Annotated in this window: 14 protein-coding genes; 2 read left to right on the top strand and 12 right to left on the bottom strand. The window is 45.6% G+C overall.

The genetic code is table 11. From position 1 onward, the window contains the following. The 7 genes from AC9UC2_RS00925 to AC9UC2_RS00955 all read right to left on the bottom strand — a co-directional run bounded on the left by AC9UC2_RS00925 (position 1) and on the right by AC9UC2_RS00955 (position 7390). On the bottom strand, positions 1–1584 hold the full coding sequence (locus tag AC9UC2_RS00925) for a metallophosphoesterase (protein WP_509524164.1): 1584 nt from the start codon (positions 1582–1584) through the stop codon (positions 1–3). Beyond that, positions 1577–2617, bottom strand: coding sequence for an ABC transporter ATP-binding protein (locus tag AC9UC2_RS00930; protein WP_509524166.1), 1041 nt, complete (start codon positions 2615–2617; stop codon positions 1577–1579). Before AC9UC2_RS00930 ends, AC9UC2_RS00925 begins: the two co-directional genes overlap by 8 nt. Further along, entirely contained in the window at positions 2617–3384 is a 768-nt protein-coding gene (locus tag AC9UC2_RS00935) for an ABC transporter permease subunit (RefSeq protein ID WP_509524168.1), read from the bottom strand. The genes AC9UC2_RS00930 and AC9UC2_RS00935 overlap by 1 nt, the downstream gene beginning before the upstream one ends. Next, the gene (locus AC9UC2_RS00940; protein ID WP_509524170.1) at positions 3381–4127 is read right to left on the bottom strand and encodes an ABC transporter permease; all 747 of its coding nucleotides are present in this window, start codon (positions 4125–4127) and stop codon (positions 3381–3383) included. Before AC9UC2_RS00940 ends, AC9UC2_RS00935 begins: the two co-directional genes overlap by 4 nt. 162 nt (positions 4128–4289) lie before the next feature. Beyond that, positions 4290–5495 carry an ABC transporter substrate-binding protein gene (locus tag AC9UC2_RS00945; RefSeq protein ID WP_509524172.1) on the bottom strand — a complete coding sequence of 402 codons (1206 nt, stop codon included), beginning with the start codon at positions 5493–5495 and terminating at the stop codon, positions 4290–4292. A gap of 117 nt (positions 5496–5612) precedes the next feature. Further along, positions 5613–6278, bottom strand: coding sequence for an HAD-IA family hydrolase (locus AC9UC2_RS00950; RefSeq protein WP_509524175.1), 666 nt, complete (start codon positions 6276–6278; stop codon positions 5613–5615). Then, positions 6278–7390 carry a TIGR03364 family FAD-dependent oxidoreductase gene (locus tag AC9UC2_RS00955; RefSeq protein ID WP_509524177.1) on the bottom strand — a complete coding sequence of 371 codons (1113 nt, stop codon included), beginning with the start codon at positions 7388–7390 and terminating at the stop codon, positions 6278–6280. The genes AC9UC2_RS00950 and AC9UC2_RS00955 overlap by 1 nt, the downstream gene beginning before the upstream one ends. 111 nt (positions 7391–7501) lie before the next feature. Here AC9UC2_RS00955 and AC9UC2_RS00960 point away from each other — a divergent pair, with 111 nt between their 5' ends. After that, positions 7502–9325, top strand: a complete 1824-nt coding sequence (locus AC9UC2_RS00960) for an acyl-CoA dehydrogenase (protein ID WP_509524179.1) — start codon at positions 7502–7504, stop codon at positions 9323–9325. Positions 9326–9366: 41 nt separating this feature from the next. Continuing rightward, complete coding sequence (locus AC9UC2_RS00965; RefSeq protein ID WP_509524182.1) at positions 9367–10287, top strand: DMT family transporter; 921 nt, start codon at positions 9367–9369, stop codon at positions 10285–10287. Here AC9UC2_RS00965 and dnaB read toward each other — a convergent pair. From dnaB to rpsF, 5 genes are all read right to left on the bottom strand, one after another. Next, positions 10284–11732, bottom strand: coding sequence for a replicative DNA helicase (gene dnaB / locus AC9UC2_RS00970; RefSeq protein ID WP_509524185.1), 1449 nt, complete (start codon positions 11730–11732; stop codon positions 10284–10286). The genes AC9UC2_RS00965 and dnaB overlap by 4 nt on opposite strands. Positions 11733–12068: 336 nt before the next feature. Continuing rightward, positions 12069–12518, bottom strand: coding sequence for a 50S ribosomal protein L9 (gene rplI / locus AC9UC2_RS00975; protein ID WP_509524187.1), 450 nt, complete (start codon positions 12516–12518; stop codon positions 12069–12071). A 13-nt stretch (positions 12519–12531) separates the two neighbouring features. After that, positions 12532–12819 (bottom strand): 30S ribosomal protein S18, encoded by a 288-nt coding sequence (gene rpsR, locus AC9UC2_RS00980; protein WP_509524189.1) that lies wholly within the window; start codon positions 12817–12819, stop codon positions 12532–12534. Positions 12820–12902: 83 nt separating this feature from the next. Next, complete coding sequence (locus AC9UC2_RS00985) at positions 12903–13409, bottom strand: single-stranded DNA-binding protein (RefSeq protein WP_509524192.1); 507 nt, start codon at positions 13407–13409, stop codon at positions 12903–12905. A gap of 67 nt (positions 13410–13476) precedes the next feature. Continuing rightward, on the bottom strand, positions 13477–13764 hold the full coding sequence (rpsF, locus tag AC9UC2_RS00990; RefSeq protein ID WP_509524194.1) for a 30S ribosomal protein S6: 288 nt from the start codon (positions 13762–13764) through the stop codon (positions 13477–13479). Between the last annotated feature and the right edge of the window lie 45 nt (positions 13765–13809).

Below are 13809 nucleotides of genomic sequence, written 5' to 3' on the forward strand. Positions count from 1 at the left end.
TTATTTCAGGGGATCGTTGGCCCAGAGCCAGATGTTTCGATCCTCTGGTTGACCCTCCATTAATTCAAGGGCATAAGGTCCACCGTTTTGCCGCTGCCAATCATTGGCCGCCAAAAGGCGAGAGAGCCCCGCAAGTGCCACAGGATCTGCCAACTCATCTGCGGTTCCATTAAACACAACTGGGCCCGCGTGATCAAAGACAACTGTTCCGATTGCAATTTTACCGTTGTTAGATTTAACGATTTCGATTGTTCGAGATTGTTGCGGCCAATCAATATGCGAACCAGTGCGGATCTCCCAAAATGCATGAGACCCGTCACTGTTTCGACTTTGTGTGATTTTGTGATCATGTACGTGTCCCGAGAACCACAAAACAACATTAGGGTGCTTGGCTAGAAGTCTGCGAACTTCTTCTTCTAGTGCTGGTGCACTTACTTCTTCTGGAACATATCCATTAAACAAATTCTCTAATGAATGGTGCGAAGTCAAAACTACATACTTATCCTTTGATTCATCCAATAAATGCGACAGCCATTCAAACTGTTCACGATGAATGCATCCCTGCCAACCACCGAAGCGATTAACTGTATCTAAGGCAATCAAGCGAAGTTGACTTCCAATATTTCGATACCAATAAGAAGTTTCTGGTTGCTCTGCATCTAAACCATGGTCATGTCCACAGTTTGTGTGAACGTCAACCCAATCCTGCATCTTCACTAAAGCACGTCGAGGATCTGCGGTTACTTCATTTGTGTCCATGTGATCTAACCCAGGATAGACAGCGGGTCCAACTTCACCAAAGCCTTGAAAGAGATCTGCAAGATCTGCCATGTTTTTTAAAGCTGCCAATTTTTCAGGACCTTGTGCCAGTGCATCTAGTTCAGGAGTTGGTACCGCAGTACCTTGCAAAAGGGCGTCATGATTTCCGTGTACTGCAAGCCAATTATGAGTTAAACCTTTTGCAATAAACTGATGTTCAGATGCTGCAAGTGCGCCTTTGAAGTGCGGAAAGTCGTGCAATACATGTGGGCGATCTGCCGGCATTCCGGTTGGCGGCCCATCTGGGTGGTAATAATGAGGATCGTAGAGATCGGCATTTGAGGAATGTGAGCCCTCGGAACGCTGTGAATCACCGCTCTTTGGGGTTACAACACCACCATCTAAAATTTTCTTGTACCAATCCAATTCATTGCTTTGAGCGTTATCCGTGACGTCACCCGTAATCACAACTGCATCTATTGGAGCACCTGTCAGTGGTGCGCGCTTAATGTCATTTGCTGCTGTGACCATAGCTTCAAGAACTTGTGTTGTTAAGAATTCTTGTGCTCGATAGGTGCCGATATATGGAACTAATTGCGACAAAGGATTATCAGGATCTGCAATGCGATCTAAGAATTCAAGTCGGGCCGGCGATGCTGCATCACAGATGTGAATATCACTTAGATGAATGAAGGTTGCTATAACTTGTGCATTAAGTGGTTCTTCGCCAATAACATTTTCACCCTTATCAAGCAGAAGTTCACGCCAATTTGATTCAGGAGAAACTTTCGACCGAACAATACGATTTCCGGTAGTGCTATGCATTAGTGACCAAAACTTCTTTGCTTAAGAGTTGCAATTGGACCTCTGAACCTGGATGCAGATCACCTGTTGATGTACTTGTCATTAATGATTGAACAATCGTGCCGTCCGAAGTCTGGCAAATAATATTTGATGATGCACCCATGAATGATCGCGTTAAAACCTTTGCATTCGACTGCCCAGATTGTGCAACAACTGCGATTGATTCTGGCCGGATTAATGCATGCACTTTTCCAGTTTCATTGCCACGCTTGAGCGCAACAACTTTGCTGCCAAAGATTTCCACCATTCCATCTGTGATGTGTGCTGGGATTCTGTTCATTGTGCCAACGAAGCTAGCAACAAAGGATGAGGCAGGTTTGTTATAAAGCGCATCAGGTGTATCGATCTGCTCTAGAACACCATTATTCATAACTCCAACACGGTCAGAAATTGCCATGGCTTCTTCTTGATCATGCGTAACAAACAAAGTTGTTGTGCCTAATGACAGTTGCAGGCGGCGAATTTCTTCACGCAGATTTACGCGCACTTGCGCATCAAGGGCTGATAAAGGTTCATCTAGCAAGAGAATTTCTGGCTCAAATGCCAAGGCTCTAGCCAATGCCACACGCTGCTGCTGGCCACCTGAAAGCTGGTGGGTGTATCGCTTACTTTGTGAATCCAGGCCCACTAAGTCCAAGAGTTCGTGCGCTTTCTTTAGACGTAGGTGCTTACTGACTTTTCTCATTTGCAAACCAAAAGCTACATTTTCTTCAACAGTTAGGTTTGGAAATAGTGAATAAGCCTGAAAAACCATTCCCATATTGCGCTTATGAGCTGGTGTTTGGGAAATATCTCGATCGCCAACTAACACCGATCCGGCGTCTTGATGTTCTAGACCAGCAACAACTCGAAGTGCGGTCGTCTTTCCGCATCCAGATGGTCCCAGTAGCGCAACGAGCTCGCCTACGCCGACTTCTAGGTCAAAGTTATCTAGTGCAACAACATTTCCAAATCGCTTGGAAACACTTCGTAGGATTAGATTTTTACTAGACATTACTTTCTCCCTTGCGTAGAACGTTCTGGCGAAACAAGTGTGACCGCGGTTAAAACTAAGAATGGGATAACTAGCGACATCATGGAAATCGCAATTGCTCCCAAAATATTTTCTTGAGCAACGAAGGTGACCCACGTTGGGAAGGTGTCCCAGTGCAATAAGACTGTCAATGTGTACTCACCTAGCGAAAGTGCAAATGTTATTGCTACGGTTCCTACAACTGCGCTCTTGATTACAGGAATGATCACCGTAATAATGGTGCGCCACCAATTTGCTCCGGCACTTCGTGCAGCCTCAGTTAATGTCTTTAATGGAATTGAATTCAAACCAATATCTAAAGTCCGATACGCGTATGGCAATGCTAAGACAAAATACAAGAACGGAAGTTCGAGCACAGTGTTTTGAACAAATTCAGGAAATGAAATTTGTGCACCAACTGCAAAAGCAACGACCGGGATAACAAGGGGCAAAAGCGAAATACCGTCAACAAAAGGTCTGATGCTGGATTTTGATAGATGAAGCCAAGTCATGGTCGGAACAAGCACAAACAAGGTGATTACAACGGTTAATGCAGCTAGCCAGCCGGACCGGATTATGTAATAGAAGAAATCTTCTTCTCGAATGGCCCAGAGATACTGGTCCCAACCATAGCCACCCTTTCCTGGGGTTCTAAGCGAAAACTCGAAAGCTGAAATCATCGGGATGAAAACAAATAGCGAAAGAAGTATTAGCGTAATTGTTAGTGGAAGATTTAGTTTTCTCTTCATCGCTTTTGCCACCTTGCGCTGCGTCGTTGAATCGCTAAGTACGGAATTACTGCAAATGCAGAGATCACAATCATGACAACGCCTAGTGCCTTACCAAGATTTATTTGCGAGGCTGAGACGTTGCCATCTAGCAACCCACCAATCTGCAGTGGGGTTAAAGCGATGTCTCCGATTGTTAGCGCGTTAGCGGTTGCATACGCTGAAAACCCGCTCGCAAATAGCAATAGAAATGAGGCAATAAAGCTTGGGAACAAAAGTGGGAAACCGATTTTGACCCAGTAGTTGAACTGGTTTGCACCTAGATTGCGAGCTGCCTCAGCCCATTCCCGCCTTAAGGCAACAATTGCGGGGGAAAAGACAATGATCATGAGTGGCAGCTGGAAATACAAGTAGACAATTAACAATCCTAAAAATGTTCCAAGTGAGAACCGGCCGGCATAAATGTCCCAGCCAAAAAATTTAAGTACCTTTGTAAGTTGACCCTGAATTCCAAGGGCTGCATAGAACATAAATGCCAGTGGTACACCACCAGTGTTAGCTAACACGCCACTCATTACAGAAATTGTTCTACGTAATTTTACTGGGCCTCTAGATTCAATGAAATATGCGGCAATTGCACCAGGTACAGCGGCTATCGCGGCAGAGTAGAGTCCGATTTTTATCGAATTAATGAAACCTGATCGATAAGGCTCTTGCATTGTGGTTCGGAAATTGTCCAAGGTAAATGTATTTTCATTGGACATGAAAGAAACGTAAATCAAGCGAGCAATTGGAAATAAAAAGAAGAAACCGATGATTGCCAAGAGTGGCAATGCAGGGGCAACATTTTTTAAAAAAGAAGTAAGGGAGGCGCGTCCCCTTGAAGGCGCGCCTCCCTCTATGACATTGGGTGTCATATTTCCTTATTACAAACTAGCCCATTGAGAAATGATTTGCTCACGAGCAGTTAGTACGTCTGCAATAGTTGCAGGTCCAATGATCTTTGCAGTTGAAGGAACCTTGAAATCAAGCAGTGATGGGACAAGAAGCTTCTTCTTAGCCATCGCGATTGACATGATTGGGTCAGCACCTGACTGCTGGAAGTAGTTCTGTCCACCTTGCATCAATGCGAACAACTTAGAACCAGGAAGCTTTAGATCTGCTGCAGTTAATTCTGCAGCTGTCTTTCCCTTGTTCTGTGAGTAAACAAACTCTTGCCACAAACGAGCGTTTGCACAGTTTGGTGACTTAACGTTGATTGCGTTGATGTATGGAGGTGCTTGTAGAACGAAGTCTGATGGGTATACAAACTTAAGATCTAGTCCAGCAGCCTTAGCTGCAGGAATAACTCCTAGTGCATTGAAGTCCCACATGAAACCAAGCTTTGCTGCGCCTGTAGCAAGGTTAGTTCCGTTAACGCTTACTAGTGGTGCTTGCGCCTTAACAGCCTTGTATAGCTCTAGTCCCTTAGACACATCTGAAAGGTTCTTTTGTCCACCGTTACCGATGCTTGCTGCCAAAACTGACATGAAAGCTTGGTTAGATGAAGTTGGGTTTCCTGTGATTCCTACAAAGCCCTTGTATGCAGGGTTTGAGAAATCTGAAGCCTTAGTTGGTGCTGGTGAAAGTGTTGTGTTGTAAACAATCGCAAGCTTTCCACCGTAGTTTCCGTACCAAAGACCTGATGGATCCTTAGCTGCGTTTGGAATGTCCTTCCAGTTGATAACTTGGTAAGGAGATGAAAGTGGCTTTGATCCTGGAGGAGTCAACTGTGCAACTACTAGAGGTCCAATATCAATTGAATCTGGTTGCTTTGACTTAGGAGCTGTCTTCATTGTGTCGATTTCGTACTGTGATGATCCTTCTGGATTATCAACAGTTACCTTGACACCAAAAGCCTTCTCGTATGCATCGTGAATCGCACCGTAGTTTGCCCAGTTACGTGGGGTTGTAATGAGAGCAAGCTTGCCCTCTTTCTTCGCTAGCTTGATTAGGTTATCTAATCCGCCTGCTTCTTTAACATTCTTTGCCTGGCAGATATTTACTGCTGCTTTAGCTGGAGTTGCGACTGCAACGATTCCAACTGCAAGCGCTGCAGCGGTTGCTGCAGCTAATAAACGCTTTGCGCGCATGAGTGTGATCCCTTCCTAAGGATTGTGAATGCACTCTTTACCCAGAAAGGAAACAGTCGGTGTTAGAAATATGTCGAGACCAAGTCATGAGGGTGAACTCTCATGAAAAATTCAGTGTTAAATAAGTGACTTTAAATCGGCTACAGAGTTAATAACAGATGTCGCGCCGGCATCACGCAAGGTGTGTTCATCATGGGCTCCAGATAAAACACCGATGGTTTGACTTGCACCAAAGGAAACTGCAGCTTGCATGTCCGCTGCAGTGTCTCCGCAAACAATCACATGTGACGGTTTAGTAATACCTAAGACTTCTACAGACATGTTTAACATATCTGGATGTGGGCGACCCCGGCCGGCTTCACTTGGAGTAACAGATAGATCAATGAGATCTTTCCAGCCCAGTTGATTTAACAAAGTATCTAAAGTTCTGCGACTAAACCCGGTGGTAAGTGTTACTGCAATCCCTTTAGCGCGAAGATACTTAAATAAATCTTCGGCACCTTCGATTGGTACTGCGCCAACTGCTGCAATTTCATTTAAGTAGGCTTCTTCGAATGCAACATTTGCCTTTTGTGCTTTTTCAGAATCACCTAGCAACTCGGTAAAAACATGAATCTTTGATTGGCCCATGGTGTCGATTGCGTATTGTGTCCATTGCTCACCGTGTGTGGGCCACAAGTCAGGCTGCGTTGCTTCGAAAGCTTTCTTAAACGCTGAAATAACAAGCCCATCATCATTTAGAACAGTTCCTGCAACATCAAAAGCAACCATCTCTACCTGCATTACAGCCCCTTAATAGTCTCTTCAGCAATTGCCGGAGCCAAAGTATTTCCTCGGCCTCCGGGTCCCGTAACAGAAATTATGTTGTGCGCAATCCGTCGACGATCGCAAACAGCGCCATCGGTGCGCTGGCTATAGACGCCATCCCAACGCTGTGCAATTGGCGGCAGTTTCTTGCCTAACAAATTGCTCGCAACTTCATGCAGGTATGTATATGGGTCTTCATCTAATTTAAATTGAAATGGTTCGGCGTATTCATGAGTATCACCAATAGTCAGGCTGCCATCTGCCCGCTGCACCATAAGTAGCTGCATGTGATTTGTTGATGCAATGTGGTGTTGTGGTGGCAGATTTTCACGTGTTGGGACTTCATATCCTGGGTAGTAGCGCATCGAATCACCATCAGCAATTGATGTTGTCAAGATTTCATCGAGTGGTTCTGTGCTCATCATCTGTAATCGCACACGTCGAATTGGTGCAGAATCAAACTGTTCTTTAAACAATGATGTGTGGTCTGCGCCAGGACACACAATTACAACATCTCCTTCGAATAATTCACCATTGCGGGCAACGACAGCGGCTGTGTTTGTGTTGCTACGAACATCAACAACATCTAGATTGTTGCGCCAAATGTAATTCTCGTTGCGCAACAAATACTCTCGCATTGAATGCAAAACAGATCCTGGTTCGACCGTTGCATCCAGTGGGCACCATAGCGATGCTAAGTAACTGCCACGAAGTGCGGGATTGATCTTTTGTGTTTCATCACGATCAAGTATTTGCCACTGGCGATCCGCCGCGTCCTCTTTCTTTAAGCACTCTTCCATGACAGCAATTTCTTCTTTATTTATTGCAAGAGTCAACGATCCATTTGCGCGAAAGAGCATTTCCGGAATTGCGTTGTGTACTTCATCCCACAACTGGCGAGCGCGAACTGCCGCTTGTAGCTCAACACCACTTTTTCTACCGCTCACCCAAACCAGGCCAAAGTTTCGAACCGATGCGCTGCGGGCGACCTCATCTCGTTCAAGCTGAATAACTTGGTGGCCGCACTTGATCGCCTCAAAGGCATGGGCGGTTCCGATGATCCCGCCGCCGATGATGACAATCTTCATGCGGAGCACTCTCCTCTAAATGGCTGAACGGGGGGTTTATCCAAGAAGAAGGTTGGGCAAACCTTAGGGATAAATCTTGCGTAAGTTACTGGCGGGTAGCACAATTATGGCATGAGCCACTACAAAGCAAATCTACGTGACATTGAATTCTGCCTCTTTGACCTACTTGGTCGCGACAAAATTATGGGCCAAAGCCTATATGCCGAAGTTGATCGCGATACCGCAATGGGAATGCTTGAAGAGGTAAAGCGTTTATGTGAAAACGATTTGGCTGCATCTTTTGTTGAAGGTGATCGTGTTGGCGCGACTTTGAACAAAGAAACTGGCAATGTCACACTGCCTGAAAGTTTTAAGAAGTCATACAAGGCATATGTTGATGGCGAATGGTGGCGCGTTGATGCACCAGTTGAATTAGGCGGAATGAAGATTCCTCCATCAGTTCGTTGGGCAATCGCTGAAATGGTTTTGGGTTCAAACCCTGCAATTCACATTTACGCATCAGGGTACGCGTTTGCACAAGTTGCTTATGTTCTAGGAACAGAAGAACAAAAGAAGATTGCAAAGTTAATGGTTGATAAGCACTGGGGTGCAACGATGCAACTAACTGAACCTGATGCAGGTTCAGATGTTGGTGCAGGTCGTACTAAGGCTGTGCAGCAAGCTGATGGAACTTGGCACATCACCGGAACAAAGCGTTACATCACATCAGGTGATGCTGATTTCTACGACAACGTTGTTCACTTTGTGCTTGCTCGCCGCGAAGGTGGCGGACCAGGAACTAAGGGTCTTTCACTGTTCTTAATTCCTAAGTTCATGTTTGATTTTGAAACTGGCGAAATGGGTAAGCGCAACGGAGTATTTGTAACTCAACTTGAAGACAAGATGGGTCTTAACGTCTCTGCAACCTGCGAAGTTAATTTGGGAGAAAAAGAGCCTGCGGTTGGTTACTTGCTAGGTGATGTGCACGAAGGTATTGCACAAATGTTTAAGGTCATCGAATTTGCTCGCATGATGGTTGGAACCAAAGCTATTGCAACACTTTCTGCTGGTTACATGCAGGCATTGGCTTATGCCAAAGAGCGTGTACAAGGCGGCGACATGAAGGTAATGAATGACAAGGCATCGCCTCGTGTAACCATTATCAAGCACCCAGATGTGCGTCGTTCGCTGATGGTTCAGAAGTCTTACAGCGAGGGTATGCGTGCACTTGTTCTCTACACCGCATCGATTCAAGATGAGATTGAACTTGCAATCAAGGCTGGCGATAAAGAGCGCGCCGAAGATATGGAAAAGCTCAATGATCTATTGCTTCCTGTAGTTAAGGGTTACGGATCAGAAAAGTCTTGGACACTTCTTGGCACTGAATCACTACAAACATTTGGTGGCGCAGGATTTACCCGTGACTGGCCAATCGAACAGTATGTACGCGATGCAAAGATTGATACTTTGTATGAAGGTACAACTGCGATTCAGGGTCTTGATTTCTTCTTCCGTAAGATTGTTAAAGATGGTGGACGCGCAATTGGTCTACTAGGAAAAGAAATTGCAGCATTTGCTGAAACCGGTGGCGTACACGCAGCTGAAAAGCAGGCGTTACTTAAGGCACTTGGTGACTTGAATGGAATCATCGCTGTTCTCGTTGGACATGCAATGGAATCACAAACCGATCCAGTAAAGATTTACACAGTGGGTTTGAACACATCACGCTGTTTGATGGCTGTTGGCGACATCATCACATCATGGTTGTTGCTACGCCAAGCTGATATCGCAGTTGAAAAACTGCCTAACGCTGGCAAAGACACAGATTTCTACACTGGCAAGATTGCAGCAGCTAAATTCTTCGTTCATAACTATCTGCCACATATCACTGCAGATCGTAAGATCGTAGAAGCAACTGACGGCGCAATTATGGAGCTCCCTGAATCAGCGTTTTAGGCCTGAATCTGCCTTCTAAATTTGTGAGGTAACCTTCTCGGATGCTTACAAAGCACCGCGGAGAGTTTTACCTTGTAATGGGAGGCCTTGTTTTCTCCTTTAACGGGGTTATTTCCACCGTTGTTTTAGACCACATCACGCCATTTCGTTTGGCGCAGGTGCGTTCTATTGGTGCCTTCTTTATTCTCTTAGCTATTGCATTGTTTATTGATCGCGAATCTTTGCGGGCTCCCAAGAAGCTAATTCCAAAGCTGGCTGCCTACGGAATCATTGGTTTTGCTGCGGTTCAGGCGGGTTATTTCCTAGGTATCCAGCGCGGAGTTCCGCTCAGTCTGGTTTTAATCATTGAATTCACCGCACCTATTTGGATCGCGTTGTGGATTAAATATGTTCGCAAAATATATGTCCCTGCATCGATGTGGGGCGCGATCGCTTTGTCATTGCTTGGATTAATTCTGCTTGCACAGGTCTGGAATGGTTTGAGTTTTGATTTACTTGGATTGTTAGGCGCGCTAGTGAGCGCTTTTGCATTAACGGCATACTTTTTAATTGGTAAGAGCTTTGGAACAAGTCGATCAGCGATGTCGCTGACGGTGTGGGGACTTGGAATGGCATCCCTTGCGTGGAGCTCGTCGATGCCGCTGTGGAATTTTCCTTTTGAAGTTTTCACAATCGACATGGACCTTCAAGGTGTATTTGCCGGAAACACCTTGCCAGGGTGGCTGTTGATTCTTTGGGTTATTGTGATGGGAACAATTGTTCCTTACCTGTTTGTTATCAGTGGTCTGCGTTTGCTGTCAGCATCAACAGCTAGCGTGATTGGAATGATGGAACCGGTTTTTGCTGGCATCTTTGCATGGATGTGGTTACAACAAAGTTGGAATGGAATTCAGTTAATTGGTGCTGCCATTGTGCTTATTGGAATTTATATTGCAGACCGCGCGAAATCGGTAGCGGCTTAACCTCCGAAGTTATCTTCTGGGGCGGAATTATTTGTTTCGCGTTGTTGCGTCCAGTCCTGTCCGCCACCTGGGTTTTGCGGCATATCAACAAAGCGTGCGTAGTGAAGTTGCGCTGACACCGTAATTTTTGCAGTTGGTCCGTTACGGTGCTTAGCAACAATTAGATCTGCTTCACCAGTACGGTTTTGTGAATCGTACATATCGTCGCGGTGCAACATGATTACAACGTCAGCATCTTGTTCGATAGAACCTGATTCACGAAGATCTGACAACATAGGACGCTTATCGGTACGTTGTTCTGGTCCACGGTTTAGCTGTGAAATCGCGATAACCGGAATATTAAGCTCTTTAGCCATCAATTTGAGTTGGCGTGAAAATTCGGAAACTTCCTGCTGGCGATTCTCAACTTTTTTGCCGCTAGACATCAACTGCAAGTAGTCAATAACAATAAGTTTTAGATCATGACGTTGCTTAAGGCGACGTGCCTTTGCGCGGATTTCCATCATGGAAAGGTTAGGGGAGTCATCGATAAACAATGGCGCTTCTGAAATTTCACCCATACGACGAGCAAGACGTGACCATTCGTCATCAGATAATGAACCAGAGCGAATATTGTTCAAACCAACTCGTGCTTCAGCAGACAACATACGCATTGTGATTTCACTCTTTGACATTTCAAGAGAAAAGATGACTGATGTTTGTCCGTTGTGAATTGATGCGTTGCGCGCTATATCCAAACCAAGTGTTGACTTACCCATCGCAGGTCGCGCAGCTAGAATAATCATGTTTCCTGGATGTAAGCCATGTGTTAATTGATCAAGATCTTTAAATCCTGTCATTACACCTTCGACACCAATTCCCTTAGAGATTGCTTCAATCTCATCAAGTGCTTGTGGCAACAGGGTTGATAGTTGAACATAATCTTCAGATGAACGACGTTCAGTAACTGCATACACTTCGGCTTGCGCCAAGTCGACCATTTCATCGACTTCGCCTTCGGTTGTGTAACCGTATTGAACAATCTTTGTTCCAGCTTCAACTAAACGGCGCATGATTGCGTGTTCGCGAACAATCTTTGCGTAGTAACCCGCATTCGCTGCAGTTGGTACTGATGAAATCAATGTGTGCAAATATGGTGCACCACCTGCGCGTGCAATATCTCCGCGCTTTGAAAGTTCGGCAGAAACAGTTACGGCATCAGCTGGTTCTCCGCGTCCATACAAATCAATGATTGCGTCATAAATTAATTCGTGTGCCGGACGATAGAAATCGCGATCGCGAATAATTTCAATGACATCTGCAATTGCATCTTTTGATAACAACATTCCACCGAGAACAGATTGTTCTGCGATTAAATCCTGTGGTGGTGTGCGCTCGAATTCGGCGCCAACAGAGTTGATGTTGGGGTCACGAGGGCGTTGATTGGGAAGTTCTGCGATGCTCACGCGATAAACCTCCCATAGGACACTGACAAGCCTGTGCTTGTAGATGCGTAACTTAGGCGCAAACCCCTACCGCAGGCGAAGAAGGTGTCGGCTACCTGTGCATGAAGCTGTGTATAAGTAGGTGGATAACCGCTTTTTCCTGTGTACAGCACGGTGGATGCAATGTGTATAACTGTGGGTGCTCACTCTCGAAGCCCCTATAGGTGCAGGTCAGAGGCGATATCTATGCACACAGGGGTGTGGACCAAAGTAATTTCTCAAATTTCACATAATGAGATTTCAGTTATGGCAATAAGAAAGCCCGCCACACAAGTGACGGGCTTTCTTAATTATGAATTACTTGTCAGCAACAACGCTTACTGAAACCTTTGCAACAACGTTATGACCTAGAGAGATCTTTACATCGTGGCTACCAAGCTTCTTGATGTGGCCCTTAGTTGCGATCGTGTGACGATCGATATCTAGACCAGTTGCTACCTTGATTGCTGCTGCAACATCTTTGTCAGTTACTGAACCAAAGAGTGCGCCCTTAGCGCCAACCTTTGCCTTAGCAACAACTGATGCGCCTTCAAGCTTTGCCTTGATCTCCTTGGCGTGATCGATATCGCGAACTTCACGAGCTGAACGCGCGCGACGAATGCTTTCGATCTGCTTTTCTCCACCTTGTGACCAAGCAATTGCGTTTCCGCGTGGCAACAAGTAGTTGCGAGCGAATCCATCTTTAACAGTTACAACATCTCCTGCAGTGCCTAGGCCTGCAACTTCGCGAGTAAGGATTAGTTTCATATCTCTATTCCCCTTATCGCGCTGAAGATGTGTAAGGAAGTAGTGCTACTTCACGGCTGTTCTTTACCGCAGTTGCGATTGAACGCTGGTGCTGTGTGCATGCACCTGTAACGCGGCGAGCGCGGATTTTGCCGCGATCAGAAATGTACTTGCGAAGGGTTGCAATATCTTTGTAATCGATATATGTGACCTTCTGCTGGCAGAAGCTGCAAGGCTTCTTCTTAAACTTCTTGTTTAAGGCTGCAGCTTTTGCATTCTTATTCTTCGGCTCGCGTAGAGCCTTGTTATTTCTTGCTCCCATTATGGTGCTCCTTTTCGGGCCCTAGTCCTTGCGAACTAGGAATGGATTGTCGGTTGGCCTGTGTTTATTTAATTTGTGTGTGTTTAGAACGGTGGTTCGTCGGTAGTAGATGTTCCCCATCCACCACCAGCTGGAGTTGACGATGATGCTGCTGCCCATGGATCTTCGTTAAATGAATCCGCTGCAGCTGGTGCAGAGTATCCGCCGCTCGCACCTGCAGAACGCTGGGCCTTTGTGACCTTCGCTGTTGCATTGCGTAGTGATGGACCGACTTCATCTACTTCTACCTCAAAGACGGTGCGCTTTTCGCCCTCTTTAGTTTCATATGAACGTTGCTTAAGACGACCAGAAAGGATGACGCGCATTCCTTTTGTCAGTGACTCTGCAACATTTTCAGCTGCTTGACGCCAAATCTGACACTGAAGGAAAAGGCTCTCGCCATCTTTCCATTCATTAGTTTGCTTATCTAAATAGCGTGGTGTTGATGCAACGCGAAACTTTGCAACGGCCGCACCTGATGGTGTGAAACGTAGCTCTGGATCGTCAACTAAGTTGCCGATCATTGTGATTGTTGTATCTCCTGCTGCCATTTTATTTCCTCATCTCTCTAGCTCTCTATAACTACTGGTGGAGTCCTAGCATCATGTATGCAAAAGATTATGCGTCTAGACGCATTGCCTTTGTGCGTAACACTGATTCGTTCAAATTAAGCTGGCGATCTAATTCCTTAATCGCTGCTGGTTCGCAGTTCATATCAATTACTGCGTAGATACCTTCGCCTTTTTTCGCAATCTCAAAAGACATACGGCGACGGCCCCACAAGTCGAGCTTGTTGACTGTTCCACCTGAGTCTTTGATGATCTTCAAGTATGTTTCTAGGCTTGGTGTGACTGTGCGTTCTTCTAGTTCTGGATCAAGAATGACCATAAGTTCATAATGACGCATGTGTTAACCCGACCTCCTCTGGACTAAGACGGCCACGGTATTTCC

Source organism: Candidatus Planktophila sp. (assembly GCF_036734405.1).
Classification (GTDB): domain Bacteria; phylum Actinomycetota; class Actinomycetes; order Nanopelagicales; family Nanopelagicaceae; genus Planktophila.